Origin of the sequence: Paenibacillus sp. 1781tsa1, from assembly GCF_024159265.1 — a bacterium.
In the GTDB taxonomy this organism is placed as follows: domain Bacteria; phylum Bacillota; class Bacilli; order Paenibacillales; family Paenibacillaceae; genus Paenibacillus.
The window spans coordinates 2,716,848-2,742,293 of the sequence record NZ_JAMYWY010000001.1; the positions used below are offsets into that span (position 1 = coordinate 2,716,848).

At 47.9% G+C, this 25,446-nt stretch carries 21 protein-coding genes; 13 read left to right on the top strand and 8 right to left on the bottom strand.

Annotated elements, in window-relative coordinates; genetic code table 11:
* Window positions 1–181 precede the first annotated feature (181 nt).
* The 10 genes from NKT06_RS12345 (at window position 182) to NKT06_RS12390 (ending at window position 13,123) form a co-directional block, all read left to right on the top strand.
* Window positions 182–541, top strand: coding sequence for a winged helix-turn-helix transcriptional regulator (locus NKT06_RS12345; RefSeq protein ID WP_062833989.1), 360 nt, complete (start codon window positions 182–184; stop codon window positions 539–541).
* Window positions 542–907: 366 nt separating this feature from the next.
* Entirely contained in the window at window positions 908–2,710 is a 1,803-nt protein-coding gene (gene pepF / locus NKT06_RS12350) for an oligoendopeptidase F (RefSeq protein ID WP_253434334.1), read from the top strand.
* Window positions 2,711–2,819: 109 nt separating this feature from the next.
* Window positions 2,820–3,335, top strand: coding sequence for a DUF2500 domain-containing protein (locus NKT06_RS12355; protein WP_253434336.1), 516 nt, complete (start codon window positions 2,820–2,822; stop codon window positions 3,333–3,335).
* Window positions 3,336–3,570: 235 nt separating this feature from the next.
* The gene (locus tag NKT06_RS12360) at window positions 3,571–5,064 is read left to right on the top strand and encodes a rhamnulokinase (RefSeq protein WP_253434339.1); all 1,494 of its coding nucleotides are present in this window, start codon (window positions 3,571–3,573) and stop codon (window positions 5,062–5,064) included.
* Between the two features lies 1 nt (window position 5,065).
* Complete coding sequence (locus NKT06_RS12365) at window positions 5,066–5,827, top strand: DeoR/GlpR family DNA-binding transcription regulator (RefSeq protein WP_253434342.1); 762 nt, start codon at window positions 5,066–5,068, stop codon at window positions 5,825–5,827.
* 93 nt (window positions 5,828–5,920) lie between these two features.
* Window positions 5,921–6,649, top strand: coding sequence for a (Fe-S)-binding protein (locus NKT06_RS12370; RefSeq protein WP_091031478.1), 729 nt, complete (start codon window positions 5,921–5,923; stop codon window positions 6,647–6,649).
* Window positions 6,646–8,166: a LutB/LldF family L-lactate oxidation iron-sulfur protein gene (locus NKT06_RS12375; protein ID WP_253434345.1), complete on the top strand. Its 1,521-nt coding sequence runs from the start codon at window positions 6,646–6,648 to the stop codon at window positions 8,164–8,166. Before NKT06_RS12370 ends, NKT06_RS12375 begins: the two co-directional genes overlap by 4 nt.
* Window positions 8,156–8,881, top strand: a complete 726-nt coding sequence (locus NKT06_RS12380) for a LutC/YkgG family protein (RefSeq protein ID WP_253434349.1) — start codon at window positions 8,156–8,158, stop codon at window positions 8,879–8,881. The genes NKT06_RS12375 and NKT06_RS12380 overlap by 11 nt, the downstream gene beginning before the upstream one ends.
* Before the next feature lie 215 nt (window positions 8,882–9,096).
* Window positions 9,097–9,651 (top strand): glutathione peroxidase, encoded by a 555-nt coding sequence (locus NKT06_RS12385; protein WP_253434353.1) that lies wholly within the window; start codon window positions 9,097–9,099, stop codon window positions 9,649–9,651.
* Window positions 9,652–9,949: 298 nt separating this feature from the next.
* Window positions 9,950–13,123 (top strand): bifunctional cytochrome P450/NADPH--P450 reductase, encoded by a 3,174-nt coding sequence (locus NKT06_RS12390; protein ID WP_253434356.1) that lies wholly within the window; start codon window positions 9,950–9,952, stop codon window positions 13,121–13,123.
* Window positions 13,124–13,322: 199 nt separating this feature from the next.
* Here the strand turns inward: NKT06_RS12390 and NKT06_RS12395 are convergent, their stop codons facing one another.
* Window positions 13,323–13,745 carry a hypothetical protein gene (locus NKT06_RS12395; protein WP_253434359.1) on the bottom strand — a complete coding sequence of 141 codons (423 nt, stop codon included), beginning with the start codon at window positions 13,743–13,745 and terminating at the stop codon, window positions 13,323–13,325.
* A gap of 124 nt (window positions 13,746–13,869) precedes the next feature.
* On the opposite strand from NKT06_RS12395, the gene NKT06_RS12400 reads away from it, so the two are divergent.
* The gene (locus NKT06_RS12400; RefSeq protein ID WP_253434362.1) at window positions 13,870–14,214 is read left to right on the top strand and encodes a hypothetical protein; all 345 of its coding nucleotides are present in this window, start codon (window positions 13,870–13,872) and stop codon (window positions 14,212–14,214) included.
* 72 nt (window positions 14,215–14,286) lie between these two features.
* On the opposite strand, the gene NKT06_RS12405 is transcribed toward NKT06_RS12400, so the two are convergent.
* From NKT06_RS12405 to NKT06_RS12435, 7 genes are all read right to left on the bottom strand, one after another.
* A complete protein-coding gene (locus NKT06_RS12405; protein WP_253434366.1) occupies window positions 14,287–15,942 on the bottom strand; it encodes an MGH1-like glycoside hydrolase domain-containing protein in 1,656 nt (551 codons plus the stop codon).
* Window positions 15,943–15,965: 23 nt separating this feature from the next.
* The gene (locus NKT06_RS12410) at window positions 15,966–17,294 is read right to left on the bottom strand and encodes an ABC transporter substrate-binding protein (RefSeq protein WP_253434369.1); all 1,329 of its coding nucleotides are present in this window, start codon (window positions 17,292–17,294) and stop codon (window positions 15,966–15,968) included.
* 39 nt (window positions 17,295–17,333) lie between these two features.
* On the bottom strand, window positions 17,334–18,173 hold the full coding sequence (locus tag NKT06_RS12415) for a carbohydrate ABC transporter permease (RefSeq protein ID WP_253434372.1): 840 nt from the start codon (window positions 18,171–18,173) through the stop codon (window positions 17,334–17,336).
* A 5-nt stretch (window positions 18,174–18,178) separates the two neighbouring features.
* A complete protein-coding gene (locus tag NKT06_RS12420; RefSeq protein WP_253442514.1) occupies window positions 18,179–19,093 on the bottom strand; it encodes a carbohydrate ABC transporter permease in 915 nt (304 codons plus the stop codon).
* Window positions 19,094–19,209: 116 nt separating this feature from the next.
* Window positions 19,210–20,766: a response regulator gene (locus NKT06_RS12425; protein ID WP_253434374.1), complete on the bottom strand. Its 1,557-nt coding sequence runs from the start codon at window positions 20,764–20,766 to the stop codon at window positions 19,210–19,212.
* Window positions 20,741–22,558, bottom strand: a complete 1,818-nt coding sequence (locus tag NKT06_RS12430; RefSeq protein WP_253434376.1) for a sensor histidine kinase — start codon at window positions 22,556–22,558, stop codon at window positions 20,741–20,743. Before NKT06_RS12430 ends, NKT06_RS12425 begins: the two co-directional genes overlap by 26 nt.
* A gap of 121 nt (window positions 22,559–22,679) precedes the next feature.
* Complete coding sequence (locus tag NKT06_RS12435) at window positions 22,680–23,969, bottom strand: Gfo/Idh/MocA family oxidoreductase (RefSeq protein WP_253434379.1); 1,290 nt, start codon at window positions 23,967–23,969, stop codon at window positions 22,680–22,682.
* Between the two features lie 127 nt (window positions 23,970–24,096).
* On the opposite strand from NKT06_RS12435, the gene NKT06_RS12440 reads away from it, so the two are divergent.
* Together NKT06_RS12440 and NKT06_RS12445 are read left to right on the top strand one after the other, a co-directional pair.
* Window positions 24,097–24,978: an AraC family transcriptional regulator gene (locus NKT06_RS12440; RefSeq protein WP_253434382.1), complete on the top strand. Its 882-nt coding sequence runs from the start codon at window positions 24,097–24,099 to the stop codon at window positions 24,976–24,978.
* A gap of 17 nt (window positions 24,979–24,995) precedes the next feature.
* Window positions 24,996–25,442 (top strand): RidA family protein, encoded by a 447-nt coding sequence (locus tag NKT06_RS12445; RefSeq protein WP_253434386.1) that lies wholly within the window; start codon window positions 24,996–24,998, stop codon window positions 25,440–25,442.
* Window positions 25,443–25,446: the final 4 nt, after the last annotated feature.

Below are 25,446 nucleotides of genomic sequence, written 5' to 3' on the forward strand. Positions count from 1 at the left end.
TACGTGGTTTACAGTTAAACTTTGCATCCCGTCCATGCTGTAGTAGAATTAATAGATAGCTGTATCGAATGAATGTACTTATTACATCATGCATGGAGCGGAAAGCTTACCTTATGTGAAGTGTCCCCGTGATATGCGTAATATACGCGATATAAGATTGAAGATGAGGGGGCTCGGAGCCATGGCAGCCGAAGTCAAAGAACGGATTAATCTGAAAGAAATCAACTGTGAGAAGGAATTGACCCTTGCGGTGATCGGTGGCAAATGGAAACTGATCATTTTGTGGCATTTGGGTCTGGAAGGCACCAAACGTTTTAGTGAGCTGAAACGCCTAATCCCTCATATTACCCAGAAGATGCTGACCAACCAGCTTCGTGAGCTGGAGGAAGACAAGTTGATTGAGCGTAAGGTCTATGCAGAGGTACCTCCTCGGGTAGAATATACGTTGACAGACCACGGTCAGAGCCTGATGCCTGTGCTGCACGCGATGTATAACTGGGGTAAAAACTATGGTGAAAATGTAATCTGGAAAGAAAGCTAAATAGTAAGATTTACAATGAACCGCCGGAAAATGGATACTTCCATAACCAGCGGTTTTTTAGTTACTTTCAAATTTGGTCACATGATCAATAGTTTACTCCAAACGCAGTGGGCAGAAATAGACTTAAGAAGCGAAGCGTTCGCCTTTATCACCGGATTTTCACCTTTTAAAAAGTGAATCAAAAAATCCGGGAATAACAGCGATCGAAAGGCTATTCTGCCAGCGGAGTAATATGGAGTAATCCGTTTGTCTGCTCGACCATAAATCTATACCAAAAGTCTCATTATTTGCAGATGTCATGTATACATAAACCGATTATGATACGATGAGATATATTGGAAAATGCAAGGAGGATGACAACTAAAGATGGAAAAAATACGTACACGTGCTGAGGTAAACCCAGAAACCACTTGGGATCTGAGAGACTTGTTTGTAACCGATGTAGAGTGGGAGCAGGAGCTTCGATCACTTCCTGAGGCTGCTGCCCAGATTGAAACGTTCAAAGGACGTCTGGGCGAAGGCGCTGAACAATTGCTGGCTTGTCTGGATGCTCGTGAAGCTTTGCAGGAGCGTATCGGCAAGACGGCTTCTTATGCCCGCTTGAAGCAGTCAGAGGACAGCACCAATCCGGTCAATATTGAGAATTCAGCTAAAGCAGGAGATATCCTATCGAATCTGTCGTCGTCCTTGTCTTTTGTTAATTCGGAGATCGTTGATCTGCCGGAGGGAACCGTTGAACGTTACCTTGAAGAACTTCCGGGATTGCAGCCGTATGCGCGGAGCTTGGAGCGTTTAATTCGAGAAAAAGCACATCGGCTTACGCCAGAGACCGAGAAGGTACTGGCTTCACTAGGAGAGGTACTGGATTCGCCATACCGTATCTATCTGCGCGGTAAACTGGCAGACATGACGTTTGACGATGCTCTTGATGGAGAAGACAATAATCGGCCACTGTCCTGGTCATTCTATGAGAATAATTATGAGATGTCGTCCGATACCAAGCTGCGTCGTTCTGCTTATGCTGCATTCAGCTCGACTTTAAATGATTACAAAAATACGTTTGCAGAAGGTTATGCAACCGAAGTGAAGAAGCAAGTTGTGTTATCCAGGCTGCGTGGTTACGACGATGTTACAGATATGCTTCTTAGCCCACAGCAAGTGAGCAAAGAGATGTACAATAATATTCTGGATATTATCCAGCAGGAACTCGCACCTCATATGCGCAGACTGACGGCTCTAAAGAAACGAGAGCTTGGTTTGGACAAACTGATGTTTTGTGATCTGAAGGCTCCGCTTGATCCTGAATTTAGCCCTGCCATTACATATGATGAGGCGTGCACACTCATTCGAGAAGCACTTGATGTGCTTGGGCCAGAGTATGGCGAGATTGTAGAGCGCGCATTCAGTGAGCGCTGGGTGGATTACGCAGACAATGCAGGCAAATCCACAGGGGCATTTTGCTCCTCTATATATGGTTCACACTCCTATATCTTAATCTCATGGGCAAATAATATGCGCGGAGCATTTACGCTTGCCCATGAAGTGGGACATGCAGGCCACTTTATGCTTGCGGGACGTTACCAACGGCTCACAAATACAAGACCATCTCTTTATTTTATAGAGGCACCGTCGACCATGAATGAAATGCTGCTGGCAGATCATCTATTGAAACGTTCCGATAATCCGAGAATGCGTCGTTGGGTCATTTTGCAACTGTTGAATACGTATTACCATAACTTCGTTACGCATCTGCTGGAAGGGGAATTACAGCGCAGGGTGTATGCACGCGCAACCAATGATGAGCCCATTACGGCGAAGACGTTAAGTCAGCTCAAAGGAGACATTCTTTCCGAATTCTGGGGACCTGATCTGGTAATTGATGAAGGGGCCAAGCTCACGTGGATGAGACAACCACATTATTATATGGGTCTATATCCATATACCTATGCGGCAGGTTTGACCGCTTCCACAGCGGCTGCACAGCAGATTCGGGAAGAAGGGCAGCCTGCGGTAGATCGCTGGCTCGAAGCACTCAAAGCCGGTGGAAGTCTCACACCGCAGGAGTTAATGAAGCTCGCCGGTGTGGATATGTCCGGACCTGAGCCGATTCGTTCTGCAGTTGCTTATGTCGGCAGCCTGGTCGACGAACTTGAACGTCTGTATTCCTGATCTGGTTCATATAGTATACGGACAAGGCAGAACGGGTTGTCTGCATGCACCGCCTTCCTTGCGTGGGGGCGGTGCATCTTATTTTGCAAGGGGAAAGGAACGATGATGAATGACGTTAACGAGCGTGTCCTCATCGATGGGCCGATTAAGCGTGGACGGCTTTGGTGTGTTTGACGACATGAATGGAGTACCGGGTTTTGAAGGCAATCAGGGTGGTTTCTTTTCGGGATTGAATGAGTTTGGTGCCATGGGTGCGTTTGTTTCTATTTTTATTGGTGCCGTATTTCTTATTGTTGCGGGTGTGATTGTATATGCCATCATCTCAGGGGTACGCACGTGGTCCTCGAATAACGCTGCGGCCTTGTTAACCCTGCATTCAGCGGTGGTGGCCAAACGAACGGAAGTCTCAGGTGGTAGCGGGGATAGCAGTGCGACGACCCGGTATTATGTTACATTTGAATTCGACAATGGGGAGCGCATTGAACTGATCGTTGGTGGAAACCATTATGGCATGCTGGCTGAACATGATCGAGGGATGCTGACGTATCAGGGGACACGGTTCAAGCATTTTGAGAGAGACGTGCAGCCCCAGTCGGGCGTAAACAAAGGCCAGTTTTATACGTAAAACAAGAAATGCGGCTCCTCCCAATTGGGAGAGAGTCGTTTTTGGTATACCCAAAAGAAAGAAGAATCGAAGGGTATTCAAACGCTTACAATGGTGATATACTCGTAAAATAAAGTAAAACAGTATTAAACAAAAACAAACAAACAACAAATACAGATTAAAGTACAGGGCTGCGGACTGAATCAAGAGATACCGTTTGGAAAATAGAATTGGCTCGAAAGGTTGGTGAAGCGCGGTGAGTGTGCTGGCTTATGATTTGGGCGCTGGGAGCGGGAGAGCGCTACTGGGACATCTGAATGATCGTGGGATCGAAACAAGCGAAATTCATCGGTTCAAGAATGAACCAGTGAAGGTTGGCGAGCGGATGCACTGGGATATTCTGCGTTTGCATCATGAATTGTTGCAAGGGCTTACTCTTGTGAAACAGCAGGGAGAAAAGCCGGAGAGCCTGGGGATTGATTCCTGGGGCGTTGATTTTGGTTTGCTTGGCAGTAATGGTGAACTGCTGGGTAACCCGTATCATTACCGTGATACACAGTTTAACGGAATGATGGATCAGGTACGCCAAGAGTTGAGCTCTCAGCGAATCTTTGAACGTACAGGGATTCAGTTTCTTAGCTTTAATACCCTGTATCAGTTGGCAACCCTTCAACGTAGCGGTTCTCCGCTTCTTCATGAAGCAGAACGGTTTCTCATGATTCCGGATTTGCTTCGATATTTCCTGACGGGAGAAGCGGTGAATGAGTTCACCAATGCCACGACAACACAATTATACAATCCATCGGAGGGTCAGTGGGACGGTGAGTTGCTTGCGCATATTCGCATTTCGGAGAAACTCTTTGGCGAAGCGGTGATGCCAGGCACCCGTGTTGGACAATTGCGCAGTAGCATCTGTAACGACCTTGGTCTTTCTCCTATACCTGTGATCGCCGTTGCGGAACATGATACGGGTTCAGCCGTTGTGGCTGTTCCTGCAACGGAACGTTCATTTGCTTACTTGAGCTGTGGAACCTGGTCCCTGATGGGTACCGAGATAGATCATCCTGCTATTAGTACCGAGAGCTTGGCATTGAACTTCACGAATGAAGGCGGGGCGGGCGAAACATTCCGTCTGCTTAAGAACATTATGGGTCTGTGGATTTTGCAGGAAAGCATGCGGGAGTGGGAGCGTCAGGGGCAGGGAATTAGCTACGATGCGTTATTGGCAAAGGCGGAACAGGCACCTCCATTTGCCAGTTTGTTTGATCCGGATGATGAACTGTTCATGCCAGCAGGAGATATGACGATCCGTATACGCCAGTATTGCCGTGATACAGGGCAAGTGGTACCCACGGATCAGGGGGCTATTGCCCGGGCAATTCTGGAGAGTCTGGCATTGAAGTATAGAAGAGTTCTGGGATGGACGGAACAATTATCGGGACAGTCGTTCAACGGATTGCATATGGTCGGTGGAGGTATCCAGAACCGCCTGTTATGTCAGTGGACTGCGAATTCCATTGGCAAGCCGGTATGGGCGGGTCCAGCAGAGGGAAGTGCTATCGGGAATATGGCTGTGCAATGGATGGCGAGCGGAGCTTTTAAGGATATCTGGGAAGCTCGCAAGGCTATTCGTGATTCATTTCCGGTAACTGCGTATGAGCCGCAGGACGGGTCAATCTGGGAAGAGGCTTACGGCAGATTTCTGCGTGTGACGGCTTCAGCTACTTCACAAGCGGGGAGTGAGGTGTAACATGTTGGCAGCCGAGCGATATGACCGGATTGTGGAGATGGTGAATGTTAAGGGCAGTATGCGTGTATCCGAGCTTAGTGAGCGCTGCCGGGTGACGGAGGAAACCATCCGGCGAGATCTGGATCGTCTGGAACAGGCAGGACGACTGCGTCGCTCTCACGGTGGTGCCGTGAGTGTGAAGGAAGATCAGCCGGAGATCCCTTACCGGATCAGGGAGACAACCCATGCGGAAGAGAAAAAGCGGATTGCACATGCGGCTCTGGCGATGATTAATCCGGGTGATCGCATTCTGTTGGATGCCAGCACAACGGCAGGTTATATGGCAGCAAACATGCCTGATTTTCCGCTAACAGTCTTGACTAATTCCATTCAGGTAGCGACTGAACTTAGCAGTCGTGACAAGGTTGAGGTCATCTCAACGGGAGGCCAGTTGGCATCTCGCTCGTTGTCTTTTGTAGGGCCACTCGCGGAGCGTTCTCTGGAGACGTATCATGTGGACAAATTGTTTTTGTCCTGCAAAGGCGTACATCTTGAAGGCGGCGGAATCAGTGAATCCAATGAACTTCAGGCAAGGCTGAAGCAAAAGATGGTTGGCATATCCGATCAGGTCATCTTACTTGCCGATGCCAGTAAATTTGGTGTCCGTGCTTTTGCTCGGGTATCCGGCTTAGATGCAGTCCATACGATCGTTACCGATCAGCCATTGGAGGCTGAACAGACAGAGCGTTTGAGCGGATACGACATAGGAATCATCACAGTTTAAACAGCGATCGGAAGGTTATTCTGTCATCGGAGTGTCCAGTGTAAATATTCTTTAGTTATCCATCTACTAATCAGTTAATAGGAGCGTGTAATTATGAAGGTCTCCTTATTCATTACCTGTCTCAGCGATGCCATCTATCCCCGAGTGGGGGAGGCCATGGTCAGATTGCTCGCCGCTCATGGCGTTCGGTTGGATTTTCCGCCGATTCAGACCTGCTGTGGTCAGCCATCCTACAATAGCGGGTACTGGGATGAGACTCGGGTAGCGGCCAAAACGATTCTTGAAGCGTTTGACGACAGTGATTTTGTAGTCTGTCCTTCGGGATCGTGTACGTATATGATTCATCATTATCCCGAACTGTTCGCGGACGAACCGGTGTGGTTGGAGAAGGCAAAACGATTGGAAGCCAAAGCCTATGAATTCACTCAATTCCTCGTTCAAGTACTCGGGATAACCGATCTGGGCGCACATTTTCCGCACAAAGTAACGTATCATCCATCCTGCCACGGCAGTCGTCTGCTGGGTGTAAAGGATGAGCCGATGGCATTGCTATCCCAAGTAAAGGGACTGGAATTGGTTCCCCTGCCGTTTGCTGAGGATTGCTGTGGGTTTGGAGGTACTTTTGCCATCAAAATGTCCGATATTTCAGGAGCAATGGTGACGGAGAAGGTCGATCATGTCAAAGAGACACAAGCTGAAGTGCTGGTTGGGCTGGACATGGCCTGTCTGATGAATATCGCAGGTAATCTTCGTTATCGGAATGAACCGGTGCGTGTGATGCATCTGGCGGAACTACTGTATGAGGGGGTGCGAACAGGATGAGCCAACCGGGAGTCATGGATACTACGGTCAAAGAACGTGCCGGACTGGCCTTGAATGATGATTTTCTGCGTAAGGCGGTCAAATTCACGACAGAACGATTGCGTAACGGGAAGAAATCTGCCTCAGAAGAACATGGAAACTGGGATGAATGGCGTGAACGGGGCCGTCAGATTCGTCTGCATACGATTGCGCATCTGGATTATTATCTGAATGAATTCGTGAATAACGCCCGTGCGAACGGGGTTCATATTCATTTTGCAGATACATCGGTGGAAGCAGCGGCCATTGCGCTGGATATTGCGGCTCACAAGCAGGCGTCTACGGTGGTAAAGTCCAAATCGATGGTGTCGGAGGAAGTACATCTGAATCATGTGCTGGAATCGGCGGGCATTGAAGCTATCGAGACCGACCTTGGTGAATATATCATTCAGCTGGCAGGCGAAGCCCCATCTCATATTGTCATTCCAGCTATCCATAAGAACCGCTATCAGATAGCAGAGTTGTTATCAAAGGAAGCGGGTAAAATTCTGGAGCCGGACACAACGGTACTTGCCGGATTTGTTCGCAAAAAGCTGCGCGAGAAATTCCTCGAAGCAGATATCGGCATGACCGGCTGCAATTTTGCGATTGCAGAGACGGGTTCCATGGTTTTGTTTGAAAATGAAGGCAATGCCCGTATGGTATCCACTGTTCCAAAAACGCAGATTACACTGATGGGCATGGAGCGGATCATCCCGTCGTGGACGGATCTGGAGGTCATGGCAACCTTGTTGCCACGCTCTGCAACAGGTCAGAAACTAACGATGTACATGTCAGGCATCACAGGTCCTCGCCGCACAGCGGATGCCGATGGACCAGATGAAATGCACATTATTATCGTGGATAATGGTCGATCCCTTCAGCTGGGTGATCCTGAATTCCAAGAGTTGCTGAATTGTATTCGCTGTGGTGCCTGTCTGAATGCTTGCCCGGTATATCGCCATATTGGAGGTCATGCTTATGGTGGAACCTATAGTGGTCCGATTGGTGCGGTACTGACACCTGCACTCAATGGCAACATTGATGAATGGAACGATATTGCGGGTGCTTCGAGTCTTTGCGGAGCCTGTTATGAAGCATGTCCGGTCAAAATTCCGCTGCATGATATGCTCGTTTATTTACGCAGGCGTAAAGTGGAAGACGGCCATGGAAACAAAATGGAGAGCATGGGCATGAAGGGCTTTGCCGCCGTGGTTTCCAATTCCAAACGCTTCAGTGCGGCCATACGTTTGGGACAGATTGGTCAGAAGGCAGTTGTACGCAACAACGGCATTTCTCTCAAGCTGGGTCCACTTAAAGGCTGGAACAATTATCGGGTTGCGCCAAGTCTCGCCAAGAAATCTTTTCGGCAACAATGGAACAAGCTGGATCAGGAACTGAACCAGGAGCAACGGGCCATGAGTTCTTCCGTTCGCAGCCGTATGGAACAGATTATTCGTGAACGAGAAGAAGGGGAGGGGAAGAAGCATGGTCACTGAACATCAGCAATGGCTTGCACAATTGGAGAAGAAGTCCATTGAGAAACAGGAGCAGTTCATGAATGACATTGCTTCGAAATTGAGGAGACCAAGGCAACGCCATGCGCCGACCCAACCCTTTCGGGGCGCACCCGACTTTTGGACTGAATTGGAATGGGATGAAGAGAAGCGTATTCAAGCGTTTACTGATAACTTTGTAAGTGTAGGCGCACACATTGCCCGGGTTCAGAACATGGAAGAAGTATCTCAATTTATTGCTAACAAATCTCATGAACTGAGTGCCAGATATATCATTCGTCAGAATGAACAGGCGCTAAAAGATCTCGGATTGGAAGAGCAGTTACCGGATGTACAGATCTCAGTCTGGAATAGTCAAGCGGATGAGAACTGGAGGGCTCGGGCAGCTGAGGCTGATATCGGTGTGGTCATGGCGGATTATGCAACTGCATACACAGGCTCGGTTACTGTACTTTCTTCACCGGAAAAAGGTCGTTCAGTCAGTCTGCTGCCTACGGTACTCATCATCATTATTCCAGTAGATCGGCTGTACACCAGACTGGGTGAGACGCTGGATCGATTTGACGAAGTGGGAAGAGAGAATCTTCCCGCAGGTATCCACTTTATTTCAGGTCCAAGCCGATCTTCTGATATCGAAAATGATCTAACCATTGGAGTACACGGACCAGGTATTGTATATGGTTTGATTATGGGTTAACGGTGTGTTGAGCGTGATGGCACAACATGATTTTGAAGACTGTCCAAGATGTAGCACGTGGCTGCTGAGGACAGTTTTTTTGTTGTATATTTATAGCTAAAAGCTATTGAATATATACTTATTATATATTTCACCTATTAATATTCGGGGTGTATAATCCATCTCAAGAGAGAATTCATATGAGATACAAAAGAGAAAGAGGAGGATGAATACAGATGAGTATATTTTCTTACCAGGTTCCGTTTATGGATGGCCACGCGAGAGATTTGTCTGCTTTAAAAGGGAAAGTACTGCTTATTGTAAATACAGCAAGTCGCTGTAGCTACTCCCGGCAATTCAGTGAACTCCAGCAGATGTATGAGAAATATCGTGAACAGGGGCTAGAGATTCTGGCGTTCCCATGTAATCAGTTTAACGAGAAAGAACCTGGCAGTAGCGCTGAGGTAGCCCAGTATTGCAGGCGTGAATTTCAGATATCCTTTCCGATCTTGGAGAAGGTTGAGGTCGTTGGGCAATCGATTCATCCTTTGTTCCATTACCTGATTGAAGAAGCGCCATTTCAAGGATATGATCTGGACACGGAGCAAGGGCAGTGGATGGACAACTTTGTGAAGGAAAAGCATCCACAATTGTACCAAGGAGATGGAGTTAAATGGAATTTTACTAAATTCCTGATTGACCGCAGTGGGAATGTCCAGGGCCGTTATGAAACGACAGTAGCTCCATTGGAGATAGAGCCGGCGATCCAGATTCTGTTGAAGAATTCCTAGTTATACCGTAATCCCTGTCCTGAGGTCCTATGACTTTGGGACGGTTGAAGATTGGAACTGGAAATGTTAGGGTAAAAGGAGATAATGAGTTCATCCATTTTTTTTAATCAAAAATGACCAATATACCATTTTGGTCAGTTAGTTCTTTGATGGTTTTATCGTTATCTGGATGAAATATGAAAATGTGCAAAAAATAACTTGAATCTGTTGATCTGAGGCTTAAGTGCAGTTTCGCATGTAATCAAGTCATTATTTTTCAGTTGTAAAAACTCTTAACTTGGAAGAAGGAGTGAGTGTCATGCCACCAATTTCAGTGCCTCAACCCAAAACATTTGGCCCACTGGGCAATTTGCCGCAATTGAACTTTGAAGAACCGGTGCAATCCCTGGTGAAACTGGCTGAGGAATATGGACCGATCTTTCGTATGGAGTACCCCGGGCGAAGTGAATTGTATATTTCAGGTCACGAACTGGTTGCCGAGGTAACAGATGAATCCAAATTCGACAAACGTGTGTGGGCACCCCTTGCGAAGGTTCGTGCTTTTGCAGGAGATGGACTATTCACGAGTTGGACCGAGGAGCCAAATTGGAAAAAAGCTCATAACGTTCTGCTGCCAAGTTTCAGTCAACGTGCCATGCAGGGCTATCACAACAAAATGATTGATCTGGCGGTGCAGCTGGTTCAGAAATGGTCACGATTGAATCCGGATGAGACGGTTAACGTTCCGGATGATATGACACGTCTTACGCTCGACACGATTGGACTCTGTGGTTTCAACTATCGGTTTAACAGCTTCTACCGGGAAGAACCACATCCATTCATTACGAGCATGGTTCGTGCACTGGACGAATCCATGAGTTCATTGCAGCGACTGCGTCTGCAAGACAAGCTGATGATCACCAAAAAGAAACAGTTTGAACAGGATATCCGTTCGATGTTCTCGTTGGTGGATCACATTATTGCCGAGCGCAAAGAGAAACCACAGGAAGGCGCAGACGATCTGTTGTCCCACATGCTCAGTGGCAAGGACCCGGAAACGGGAGAAACACTGGATGATGAGAACATCCGTTATCAGATTATTACGTTCCTGATTGCTGGACATGAGACCACAAGTGGTCTGTTATCCTTCGCCGTCTATTATCTGATGAAGAATCCCGATACGCTGGCTAAGGCCCAAGCAGAAGTGGACCAGATTCTGAAAGATCCGGTTCCCACATACAACCAGGTTCGCAATCTGAAGTACGTTCGCATGGTTTTGAACGAAGCATTACGGTTATGGCCGACAGCCCCGGCATTTTCCCTATATGCCAAAGAGGACACAGTACTTGCGGGTCAATATCCTTTGCAAAAAGGCGACAGCGTCAGTGTGCTGATTCCCAAGCTGCATCGTGACCGCGAAGCATGGGGAGACGACGTAGAGGAATTCCGCCCGGAACGGTTCGAAGATCCGAGCAAAGTGCCGCATGATGCCTACAAACCTTTTGGTAACGGTCAACGGGCCTGTATTGGTCAGCAGTTTGCACTTCAGGAAGCAACGCTGGTACTGGGCATGGTGTTGAAGCATTTTGACTTCATCGATCATTCCGATTATCAGTTAAAGGTGAAAGAAACGCTGACGCTCAAACCGGATAACTTCACCATTCGGGTACGTGCGCGTGGAGGCCAGCCCGTCATGGCCGTTCCAGGTGTAGCGGTCGAAGAACCAAAGCCGGTTGCCAAAAGAACGGAGCCGGATGCAGCGAATGCCCACCATACACCGATGCTTGTTCTATACGGTTCCAATTTGGGGACGGCGGAAGGCATAGCACGTGAGATTGCGGATACTGCCAGATATCAGGGTTTCCGGAGTGAGGTCGCTGCGCTGGATGATCGTGTTGGCAAACTGCCGAAGGATGGTGCCGTCATTATTGTCAGTGCATCCTATAACGGTCAGCCGCCAAGTAATGCGAAGATGTTTGTCGAGTGGATTGAACACGCGGATGCCAATGAATTCAAAGGGGTGCGTTTCGCCGTTCTTGGATGCGGTGACCACAACTGGGCCAGTACCTATCAGCGTATTCCGCGTTTGATCGATGAACAGTTATCTTCCAGAGGAGCAGAGCGGTTGTCGCCGCTGGGTGAGTCAGATGCCAGCGGTGATTTCGAGAAGCAGGTAGGGGATTGGACAGAACAATTATGGCCAGATCTCGCACGAACGATGGGACTGAAGCTAAATACAAGCTCCAACAGCGAACGCAGTTCACTATCTGTACAGTTTGTCAGCGGACTCGCCGTAACACCGCTTGCGGATACGTATGATGCCCATGTGGCAGAAATACTCGAGAACAGAGAGCTTCACGACGCGGGCAGTGAACGGAGTACACGTCACCTCGAGATCAAATTGCCTGAAGGCATAACCTACAAGGAAGGGGATCATCTGGGCATTCTGCCACAGAACCCACCGGAGCTGGTGGAACGTGTACTTCGTCGGTATGGATTCACGGGAACGGAGCATCTGGTTCTCGATGCATCGGGTCGAAGTGCTGCACATCTGCCGTTACATCAACCGGTTAACCTGTATGATCTGCTTAGTCATAGCGTTGAGCTTCAGGAGGCGGCAACTCGTGCTCAGCTCAGAGAAATGGCAGCATACACGGTGTGTCCACCGCATAAGAAGGAGCTTGAAGCGTTGCTTGATGAATCTGTGTATATGGATGAAGTTCGGAATAAACGGATCTCCATGCTGGATTATCTGGTGAAATATGAGGCATGTGAACTGCCGTTTGAGCGCTTCCTTGAATTACTGCCTTCACTGAAAGCCAGATATTATTCGATCTCCAGTTCACCGCGTGTTCAGCCCGATCAAGCGAGTATTACGGTGAGTGTAGTGCGTGCCCCGGCATGGAGTGGACAGGGAGAATACAAAGGCATTGCGTCCAATTACCTGGCTAATCTGAAACCGGGTGACGAGATCGTCATGTTCACGCGGACACCGGAATCCGGTTTCCAACTGCCGGAAGATGCACAGGTTCCCGTCATCATGGTAGGGCCGGGTACAGGCGTTGCCCCATTCCGTGGTTTTATACAAGCAAGACATGTGTTGAAGGAACAAGGTCAAGAGGTTGGCGAAGCCCATCTGTACTTTGGATGTCGGAATCCCGAGCATGATTATCTATACAAAAACGAGCTGGAAGCAGCCCAGCAAGAAGGGCTTGTCGAGCTTCATACAGCGTTCTCCCGAGTGGATGGAGAAGAGAAATGTTATGTACAGCATCTGATGAGAGACGATGCCCGTCATCTGATTCCTTTGCTTGAAGACGGTGCACAACTGTATATCTGCGGTGATGGCAGCAAGATGGCACCTGATGTGGAAGCCACACTTCAGCAGGCATACGCTGAACTTCATGGCAAATCCGCGCAGGAAGCAGCAGATTGGCTTAATCAGCTTCAGCAGGAAGGTCGTTATGCCAAAGATGTATGGACAGGTATCTGATGTACACATGTGAAGGGTCAGCTTGATCCGTAACTGGCTGAGCGGTGAGATACAGAAGCAGTTCTGTTCTCACCGCTTTTTGACATAAAATGATTCTTCAGCAGAGAAGCGGTTGTATGGGTTATAATTATACATTGGAAGGGAGCGACCGTATGCTGACATGCGGGAACCATTGTATGGCTTGCGAAAAGAACCAGCTTCACTTCCGCCTACAAGGTCGTTTCAAGTTCTTTCTCCCGATGGTTGGCCGATAGATCGACTCAACGCTGGAGAGAGGAAATAGAATACGGGAAGGGACTCGGCCTTTTCCCTGGAGTTCAAGATAATCCAGTCCCACGCCAACCAGTCTGATATTGTTAAATGCATTCCAGGAAGGGAACGTCGTGCGGATTCCCACTCTGACGCCTCGCCGTGTCCGAGGAATATCGAATACCCGAATGGAATTCAGACTGAGCGGAATGAATAACTGACGGTTTACTTTGATAAACTGTCTTGGATAGACACGACGAATACGTCCCGGTTCCAACCCGGAGAGTGGAGTATTCAGTTCTGCAAGGTGCCCCTGGAGTTCTGCCAGACGCTGTTGAAGTGTTTTGCCAGTATGGAGATGCTGCCAGCTCATAAGAATTCCTCCGTTCGCCATTTGTACCTAGTATATGAAGGCACGGGGTAGGAAGGTGTACGTTTGATAGCCCATGTTCGTTACGGCTAACGGGGTTTCATTTTATAATAGAGGAGTGATTCAAGTGATCGTAGAGATGTATAAAGACCTCATTCAGGATGAGCGTGGCAATTATTATCTGGCAGTACAGATGGATGGCAATGAGCTTACGCTTGTTAATGCATTCGTCGAAGCAGCATTCACACCTGAAATGATCTACAATGAAGAGTTTCGTGCCAAGCATAAGGAGATGGAAGGCGGGTTTGTAGGCAAAATTGCGATGGACCTGTTAAGACACGATGTGGTCATGGGGATGAAGCAAATCGACCGCAAATTGTTGAACCTGTCGGATGTAGAACAGCATTTCACGGTAAATTATATTGATACGATAGAATTTTATCGTCACCCGGCGTGGAACCGGAAAGTGTAGAAATAAAGAAATACAAGAGCGCAAGTGCAGGGCAGTAAGCCTTCCCAACTTGCGCTTTTTACATACGAACCATTAACGATAGGTAGGATGGATGATGCCAATATCGCGCTCGGTCCTGAAACCTCCATCCGTATAACGCTGCAGTTCATTTCCTTTGATCCGAATCGGAATGCACTCTCCTTGGTAGAAGAGCTCTCCCTCGACAGTGCGAACGGTCATTCCGATGACGGCTTCCAGATGTCCACTACGATCCGTTACAAGGCGAATCCCTGATGGGCCGTCCAGATGAACATTGCCCTCCATATATACGGTCATACGATCCGGGGTGTTCACCAATTCGTATCCTGTTCCATGGACCTTTCTACTATAAGCCGTGTTGCCTGATACAACCTCTCCATGATCCATATCGATGGGGAGCAGTCCCGTAAACCAGAGCTGATTCGACCCAACAGGCATAATTCCGCATAATCGCTCCACATAATCGAGGAGACAGAGGATGGAGGGTGAGTAAGTCTCGGTAAAACCTTGTTCTCCGGTCCATGGGCTTAGTACTTGACCGAATCGCTTATCTTTGGATAGAGCGGACAAGATTGGCTGCATTACCCAGGTCAACTCCACATATCGATGATGATACTCAAATGCGTGTGGTGCCCGAATCAGACTCAGAAAATTGGATGCCCCTCCCCAGCTATTATAGGAGGAAAAAGGATCGAATCGGGAATCATCCATTGAGATTGATGTAAAAGGATATTTAGCGAAAAACTTGCTTGTATTCAACAAGTACCGACGCAGTAGATGATCGAACAATTCACGCTCGCCCACCTCGCAGGCCATCACGCGGAGCAGCACATCGGATTGCACTCTGACGAATTCGTCATTGCGATCCCGATCATAGAAGAACATATCCTGTTCGTCGTAACAATAACGAAATAGACTTTCCAGGCTGGACTCGGCTTTGGCTTTCCAATCCGTTCCCGACTCCTCCAACTCCTCAGCTATGCGGGACAGATACATGCGCTGACAATAGATATTGGCAGTCAGATCCGGTGCCAGAAAAGGCAAAATCGGAGAATCCGGGTGGTAGGCAGAAGCATCATTCATATAAGGTGTATCCGGAACATGCCAGAAACGGGGGGATAAGTCATGTCCAGTGTCAAACGTACTGAAGGCCTCTACACAGCCGGTCCCTCGGGTATTACGGTGGAGTGCAATCCATTCATCGTAACGAACCATAGCCTTGTACATGGTGCTCAGGAAAGGTGACTGCTTGCCATGATTGTCATGAAGCTGATAGTGGTTCCATACACTGCGTGCCAGTGGAGTGACCAACTGGATTTGCCGGAAAGAGGGCCCGTTTGCCGTAAGTTTATACGGAAGCAATCCATCATCTCTTTGCTGCTTGGCAAATTCGAGGTACGTTGTTTCGGATACGGAAGGAAGCAGGCGAGACAGCAGCTCCGCATTAATGGTACCTGTACTCTCTAACCAACATCCCAGATAGATGCCGCCTTCTTGTAAAATAGGAACGCTGTCTCCCATGGGCAGGATGCAAGCAAGCAATTTTTCCACTGCCGCATAATACGTAGCTTCCATTCGTCCGCCCGATGCTGCAAACCGGACACCCGACGCATGCCATTCCTGTAATAACTGCTGATCTTCCGGTTTAACAGGCTGAACTTGATCCATGATCGACATGTTGCGTAGACGATTCAGTATCTCTTCTGTCATATGTTCCTCCTCACAGCTTCTACTTATTGATTCGACTCAAAGATGCGAACGGTCCCGTTATAGAAGTCCGAGACAGCCTGCTCCACACTTTTTCGTCCAAATCCGATCTCCTGATTCGTTGTCTGAGCTAACTTGGAAAACTCTGCAAATCCCGGCGGGTTGTAGCTTACGTCAAAAGGTTCAGTCTTCGTAGCTTCGGAGACAAGGCTCGTATAGTTATAGACAATCTCCTCCACAGGACCTGCACCTTCCTGAAGAAGATTACGATTGGCTTCCGTAACGGGCACGCCGCGGTCATTACCGAGGATTTTGGCTGCTTCAGGATCATGAATCCAGAAGTCCATTAACATTGCCACTTCCTTCGGATGTTTGGTATTGGCATACCCGGATAATCCCTGACTCGACTCAAATACAACACCCGTTCCCTTAGGACCTCGTGGTACAGGGAGAAGAACCAAAGGGTCTTCCGTCAAGCTCTGGAATGCAGCGAGCTGGTTGGATGGCAGTAGAGTCATGGCTGCTTTGCCTGTGATCAACAGGGATTTACTGGTATCATCATGCGGGTTGGAAACCTGCAATTCCGGTGTGACTACACCGGCGGATGCCGAAGTCTTTTCCCAATACTGGAACCATTCCAGAATGTCTTCCTTGGCGAATCCAAGTGTACCGTTTTTCATGTCATACAGTTGTTTACCCCTTTGTTTTAGAAAAATATCCATCCCGTCGACGGTGAAATTATAGGTTCCATAGAAGCCGTCCCCGAGTTTGTCGGATAACTCCTTGCTGATGGCGGCATAGTCCGCCCAGTCCCAATCCGAAGCTGGCAAAGGCACGCCGGCTTTCTCAAAGAGTGCCTTGTTAACAACAATTCCTCGTGCGTTGGCACCAGCAGAAATATGTTGCAGCTTCCCGTCGAGACGTCCGTATTCGATCATAGTTTCATCCATACCATCCAGATTCAGTTCGTTGCCAACATATGGGTCCAGGTTGAGCAGGACATCTTTTTTGGCATAATCAACGACATTTCCACCGAGGAAAAAGATATCCGGTGCTGTGCCTGAAGCCAACTGGGTATTCAGCTTGTCGAAATATCCAGAGGAGGGTGCAAATTCACCTGAAATTTTAATATCTGGATGTTTCGCCTGAAAGATCTTCAGGGCTTCATTCGTAATATCTGCTCGTTTCTGGTCACCCCACCACATGATGCGAAGTTCGACCTGTCCGCCCTCGGTAGTTCCATTGTTATTACCATCGCCTGTATTATCAGTAGCACCCGTATGGTCTGTTCCAGAGCAAGCTGTTACGAATAACAAAAGTGAAGTGATTATACCGATCATGAAACGTTTGAACATGGTGAATCCCCCTGACTATGGATAATGAGAAACGTGTTGTTACTTCAGACCTGTTGTCGCAATGCCTTCAAGGAAATATCGCTGAAACAGTAAAAAGATGATGGTCACGGGAAGCAGTGACAGAGTAGACATGGCGAGCAATGCGCCCCAGTCGGATTGTCCTGAGGGATCAAAGAGAGACCGGATGCCCAGCTGCACGGTGAACAGATCAATTTTGCTCAGATAGATCATCTGGCTGAAAAAGTCATCCCAGCTCCACAGGAAGGTGAAGATCGCTGTTGTAATCAGTGCCGGAACGAGCAGAGGCACTACGATTCTGAAAAAGATCTGTGATTGCCCACAACCGTCAATGGTTGCACTCTCGTCCAGTTCCCGCGGTATACCGCGTATGAATTGAACCATGAGCAAGATGAAGAAGGAATCCTGCGCGAGCCACTTGGGCAGAATCAGCGGGAAATACGTATTAATCCATTGAAGTTCATTATAGAGAATGTACTGGGGCACCAGAGTAACATGGTAAGGCAACATAATCGTGATCAACATCATGCTGAACCACAGGCCTTTGAATCTGAACTTCAATCTGGAGAAAGCAAAGGCTGCAAGGGAACAGGAGATCACATTACCCAGCACACTCATGACCGAGATCAGAACGGAGTTGCCGAAGAAACGGCCAAAGGAGATGCCCTGCAGACCTTTCCAGCCATTAATATAGTGCTCCAGCGTGAAGCTGGTTGGGAAAAGACTGCCACTGGTGAAAATGAGATGGTTCGGTTTAAACGAACTGAGAATTAACCATAGTACAGGATATAACATCAGCAGACCGAAAAGTATAATGGCGGCATGCCTCCCGGTCTGAACCAGTTGTCGTTTGATTGGCATATGCATTACCTCCCCTCCTGATTATCCCCGTAGAACACCCAATATCGGGATGTAACAAAGACGATTGCGGTGAATACTCCGATAATGACCAACATGATCCAAGCCAGAGCCGAAGCATAACCCATATCAAAGAACGAGAAACCTTTCAGATACAGGTACAAGGTATAGAACATTGTTGCATCGAGTGGACCCCCGCGGCCATCTCCGATCACGTAAGCGGGTGTAAATGCCTGGAATGAATTGATCATGCTCATGATCAGGTTAAAAAAGATAACGGGGGAGAGCATGGGCAGGGTGATTCCGAAAAATTGACGTATCTTTCCCGCTCCATCGACATCGGAAGCTTCATACAAGTCTGCCGGGATCTGTTTCAGACCCGCAAGAAAGATGACCATGGCAGACCCAAATTGCCATACGGATAGCGTGATGATGGTATAAACCACATAATCCGGATGCGCAATCCAGGATGGACCAGAGATACCAAACCAGCTTAGAAACTGGTTGACCAGTCCGTTCCCCTCAAAAAGTTGACGCCAGACGATTGCGATCGCGACGCTGCCGCCCAAGAGGGAAGGGATGTAATATACGGTCCGGTAGATGCCGAGGGCTCGAATTCCTTTGTTCAACGCCATTGCCACCAGTAGAGCAAAGGCAAGTCTTAGGGGAACGGATAAAAAGACATAATAAAATGTCAGCCCCAGGGACCTGCGAAAGGTATCGTCCTCGGTAAAGATGTGAACATAGTTGCTAAGTCCTGTCCAAGTCGGTGATGACAGCAGATTGAATTTGGTCATGGATAAGTATAGGGACGCAATCATCGGTCCCAGTGTCAGACAGAAGAGTCCGATCAGCCAGGGCAGAAGAAACAAGTAGGCTGTGGTATTCTGCTGACCGTATAAGGGTTTGGTCTGTTTTTTCATCATGTGCCTCCCTTCTGCATGGATAAAATTCATGGTTACCCATTGTGAATCCGCTTACAACATGCGGCGTTCTCTTGGTAACCACATCATACCGGGGAAGGGGAGAAGCTTGAATCTTATTTCTTCGGATCATGGTTATTGATTTTTTCGGAATGCTGCAAGCGATAGTCTGAAGGACTCATGTTGAACATTCTTTTGAATTTCGAGCTGAAATAACTTGGCGAACTGAAACCTGTCAGCTCAGTAATATCCCATACCGTTAATTGAGTATCCTTCAGCAGTTGCAAGGCATGATTCATCCGAACGCCCGTCACATATTGAACAAAAGAGGTACCTGCCCCTTCCTTAAACAATTCGGAGAAATAGGTAGGGTAATAGTTGAATCGTTCAGCGAGTAACGTCAACGTGAGCTCCTGCATGTAGTTCTCTTCGATATATCGCTTGGCTAACTCTATAACCGTTCCATCCCCATTTTCCGAAGGAAGTTGTCGACCCAGGAAGTCTTGAGCCCATTGCATTAATAAGCGTTCTGCTTGATCTGGCGTCTTAAGCCACAGTATCCATTCCGGGGCCATAGGATAATCCATCAACAGTGAAATTTGAAAAATACTTCGTGTCATTCGGGAGGGAGAGAGCTGGAATGCCTCGTGAATCTCCTTGTGGATGATGCTGTGGAAGGAGTCCAGTTCCCCACGAATGAGGCAACGATGCAGCGTGCGTGTCGTTTCTTCAGGCAGTAATGGACTATAGTCTGTTCCTGCCTGAGGGTTCAACCCGCTGACAGCCCGTTCAGCTGAATTCCAAGCCAGAAGGGAATGGATATAACCTTCTTTCCAGTGCTCAAGTCCAGATACAGATCGTCCAATCCCAACCCTAATATTCATGGAAAAAACGGATGCCGTATGTCCCGCGAGCTGTTGGATGAACTCGTGTTGTACACCGTCTGCTGTGATGAAATGCATGATTCCTGCGTGTGCCGAATCATGAAATACCTGGACATTGTCTGAATCAGACTGGGCGATTTCATAACATACCATCTCGAAAGGAAGATGCATCTGTTCGTGTAAGCGATCTTCTCGAAGATCCTGCTTGTCCGATTGACTTATGCTCGCGGTGATGAAACATACCTTCTGATCCTGCCATGATTCGAGATGGAACAATCTGAGCCGTTCTGGCATTGAGGAGGGCGGTAGGCGATTGCCTTTGACAAGATCAAGAAGGAAACGTTCCTTCATTTCCCGGTAATACTGAGAGAGTCGCCATTGCAGCAATTCGGAATCGCCTCGCACTTTACGTTGTTCATCCAGATTTGCTTTGATTTTGCCTAAAGTGGCTTTTAGTTCATCCCGGGTTACAGGCTTCAGTAAATAATCCATGACCTGGCTACGGACACCTGCTCTGGCATATTGAAAATCTTCATAACCCGTGATAATTACAATCTGAATGGAAGGATTATAACTGCGGCAGACATCCAATAATCGGACGCCATCCATAACAGGCATATTCATATCGGTAATCAGCAAGTCAAAATGTTCAGATTGTAAAAGTTCATCCGCTTCGATCCCGTTAGACGCTTCTCCTGTTATGGCAAAGCCCATGCCATGCCAATCGACTTTTAATTTCAATCCTTCGCGAACTTCAATCTCGTCATCTGCGATTAATACGTTGTACATCATATTCCTCCTGTACGGGTAGAGTCAGTTCAATACATGCGCCACTGCTCTCATCGTTCTTCATATGAACCGTGAACAAGGCACCATAATGCAGGCGGCAACGAGCAATCACATTGCCAAGTCCAATATGCCAACCTTCATTAAGCAATATGGATTCCAATGAGGGGGAAGCATCAGGGTGATTCATTTTATGGATTATCTCTGTTGGAATACCCGGTCCGTTGTCTGAAACGTGGATATGCAGACGATCATACAGCCGGTTGATCCGTATCTGGACCTGAGCTGTTGTCTGATGCTGGAAGCTGTATTTCACTGCGTTTTCAATAAGTGGCTGAAGAATAAACTTGATGATGACCAAGGAGTTCAGTGAGCCTTCCTTTGTTATCGAAATGTCGAGCTTATGACCGAAACGGGTCTGCAAAATGGAGATATAACGCTGAACATAATCCAGCTCTTCGGTTAGGGGAACAAGATCGTCATTGGTGTTAATGGAAAAGCGCATCATTTTACCCAAATCCTCAATGACCTGAACCGTATCATCCGTTCTACGCTGAATGGCAAGACTGCTTACCAGCTCTAAGGTATTAAACATAAAATGTGGATTAATCTGTATGAGAAGTGCTTTATACTCTGCTTGCTGGCGAAGCAGCTTCAGCTCGAATTCATTCTGGATATGCTGCCGCAGCTGACTGATCATATAACGGAAGGTAAAGATGACATAACTGATCTCACTCTTTACATTTTTATCTGGAGGCAGAAGTGAATCCGCTTGGTCAAAAGCACCTCGTTGAACCTGTCTCATGGCCAGCACCAGTCTGGTCAAAGGTTTGGTTACACCGTGGGATAACCATGCAGCCGCCAAGAGGGAGACCAGAATCAGGACAATGGTTACCACCACAATCGTGCTTTGGAGCTTATGGAGAGAGAGATACATTTCCTTTTCCGGTGCCAGCCCCGCCAACATCCAGCCGGTACGGCCCAGTTTCTTGAATACAAGGATGTCGCGCTGTCCTTCATGGTTGGTGAGGTATGCCACACCGGACTTGAGCGGGCTGTTTCGAAACCGATCGATCTCTGCGGTAGCTACAGCACCTAACGTGTCTATCTGCTGTGACAGAATGGGATTCCCTTGCTCACCCAGTAGAAAAATAGTGCTATTCTCCGCCAGGTGGATGCGCCGGAGCGGTTCCAGAAAATAGGATTCACTCACATTCACCTTCATGACATTCTGCGCTGTAGCATGATGAAAGGTACCAATAGGCATCAGTAGACTGACCACCGGATTGCCATGATCTCTGACACGTTCATGTTGATCGGTGTTTGCAGGTAACCAGCGTTCCCCCAATGTGTAGAAATTCGTGTACCAGGATTCTTGTACAAAGGCAGGGTCATACGCTACCTGATTCTCGCTGCCAATTCGCAGTCCATTCCGTCGATAGATGGATACATCCGAGATACTGGTGTAACTGTTGGTTGCCTGAGTGAGAAAACGGCTCATCGCGAGGTTGGCCAGCATCTTTTCTCCTTCCGGAAGGTTAGGATCACTGATCGCGTTATCCCAGTTCTTGCCCATATCACTGTTGAAAACAAGTGAGGCGACATCATAGATCTGCATCTGCACCATGTCTACGTATGACCCGTATTCCTCCATTTTTTCAAGAGCAGAGGATTCGATGTAAGAGCGAATGACCGTGCGTGATTCCTTGAAGAGCAGGTAGGAGAGTGTACCAAAAGCGAGGACAAACAGGACAACGATAAAGGCAATCAGGCGGTTTTTTAAAGAGAAGAACATGGATTTCCTCCTTCTACCGAGTCGACTTGCGTGCAGAGTAATTATAAAAAATATAAAAAAGACTGCGGAATATGCGCAGCCTTTATAATGAAATTAATAATGTATTGCAGATCTGGGAGACTTAGAAACGAACCAGATCAGTGACGTTGACAGGCAAACCCGTTGCGATGGCGCGATTGGCCGCAATGCCCGTCAGAATGGATCTGGCACCATCCACGTGGTTAGCTGCGCGATGGAACGGATCTTCAACAGGCTCTCCAAACAGATCATTCAGCAGAACCGGGTCACCTCCGCCATGTCCACCTGCTTTCTCTTCCACTTCAACCTCATATGGCGCACCGAACATCGGAAGGACCCGCAACGTTTTACCGATCAGAGCACCTTCCTTACTTTTGTCACCTAATGAATTGACATAGGATTGCTCCACAATGTTCATCTCAATCCGGCCTTTGGTGCCGTTAATGGCAATACGGTAACCTTCCCATGGCTGATAGGCAACGAGGGAGTACGTCAGAATGGCTTTGCTCCGATACTTCACAAGAACACCCATTGTATCCTCAATGTTGATACCATCCCCAAATACGCTCTGATCCCGCTGATAACCATCTTCTGATTCGGCATCCAGATACATGGACTTCATATGAGCATCCGAATCCAAATGCAGTGCAAAAGGATCTTCCTTCGCGATCGGGTTACCGGTTGCTCGATTGTAGAACTGCGTTACACCGCGTTCTTCTGCGTTTTCTCTGCCGTAAAACATCAGATCACCGAATGCAAACACGGTCTCCGGTTGCGAGCCGATCCAGAAATTCACCAAATCGAAGTGATGGGTGGATTTGTGAACGAGCAGTCCGCCGCTGTTACGCTTGTCCCGATGCCAACGGCGGAAATAATCTGCCCCGTGGCGGGTATTCAGCAGCCATTCAAAGTGAACGGACGTGACTTTTCCGATGGTATCATTCAGAATAAGTTCCCGAATCTTCGTATGGTGCGGCGCATAACGGTAGTTAAAGGTAACTCTGACATTCTGGCCAGTCCGCTTGACGGCATCCAGAATGTCTTGGCATTTTTCCTCATCGATCGTCATTGGTTTCTCGGTGACAACGTCACAACCCAGTTCCATCGCGCGAATGATGTATTTGTGATGGGTACGGTCAACGCTGGTTACGATGACATAGTCAGGCTTCTCGTTCTCAATCATCTGATCAAACTGATCTGCAGGATAAGTGGGTACTTCGGGATAATTGTACTTTTCCTTCAACAGTTGATTCGCGTAATTCATGCGGACTTGATTTATATCACAAAAGCCGACAAGCTCGGAAGTATTCCTGTAATCCCGGGTTAATGCACCATAAAAGAATTCCGCGCGGCCGCCGGTTCCAACTAATACATAACGTTTCTTGTTACTCATGTCTATCGCCTCCTTGAATATAGCTTTAGACTATAACAAGGGAGTACTTCTTTCGCCGCATTTTATGCGTAACCGCTTTCAAATGCCGCATATTTTGCTATAATTTATGGAAAGGAGAGAGGCCGACATGACAGAACCTTTCAGTGCAGATTTTCATGATCCCACGGATTTATTACATATTGAATATGATCGTCGCATTGGATACTTCTCGATGACGGATGACCACCTGCATGATCATTATGAGTTGTATTACCTGTTGTCTGGCGAGCGTATCTATTTCATTAGGGACCGGACCTACCGGGTAAAGGCTGGTGATCTGGTGTTTGTTGACCGCAATACGGTTCACAAGACCTTGGAGAGTGGCATGCCGGACCATGAGCGGATGGTGCTGTATTTGAAGCCTGAGCTTTTTGCAGCCATGGCTATTTCAACGGAGTTAGTCGAAGCCTTGAAGGAGCCCTTCTGCTGGGAGATTCCTATTGTAAGGTTTCCTTCCCAGGTCACGGAGGTTTTGGGGCGGATGGCTAGCGAAATGGTGGATGAAATGCTTCGTCCCCAACCTGGAAGCAATCTGTTACTGCGTCACCGGGCTATTGAATTGTTGTTGCATGCCTATCGTAATCAGCACCTGGGCAGGTTATGCTCCGATGATCGTGAGCCGGTTCTTCATCCCAAGACACAGGCCGTCGTGCGTTACCTGAATGAGAACTATCAGAAGCCACTGACATTACCAGAGGTGGCGGGCATGTTTCGCATTAGTCCGCATTATCTGAGTCGATTGTTCAAACAAACGACGGGGTTTACCTTCAGTGATTATCTGAATCTGTTACGGGTGAAGGAAGCACAGCGTTTGCTGCGAGAAAGTGAGGAATCCATCACGGACATCGCCTGGCTAGCCGGCTTCAGTAACTTCTCTCATTTTGGCAAGATGTTTAAGCGAACCGTACAGTTATCACCAAGAGTTTACAGGCAGGAAAACAAGGAATCGGGTTCCGTGAGGACCTTATGAGAGGGAGCGAGTATACGATGATTGAAACGAGATTGAATGAACTGGGGATCACTTTGCCACAGGCCAGTGCCCCTGCGGCGAAATATGCCAATGCCGTTATTGTTAATGGAATCATGTATGTATCCGGGAAAGGACCTGATACCTCGGAACGTGGCAAACTGGGATCAGACTTCACAACTGAGCAGGGATATGATTTTGCCCGGAATGCCGGACTGGAAGTGCTCGCTGTTGTTCGAGACGTGCTGGGTTCACTGGATCGGGTGAAGAGAGTGGTTAAAGTGCAGGGCTTCATTAATGCGTCCGCTTCGTATCAGGAGCATCATAAAGTGCTGAATGGATTCTCCGATCTGATGATGGAGGTATTCGGGGATCAGGGTGTACATGCTCGTTCGGTATTTGGTGCCGTATCTGTGAGGGACAATTTGCCCTTGATCATTGATTCCATATTTCAAGTAGAGGAGTAGATAT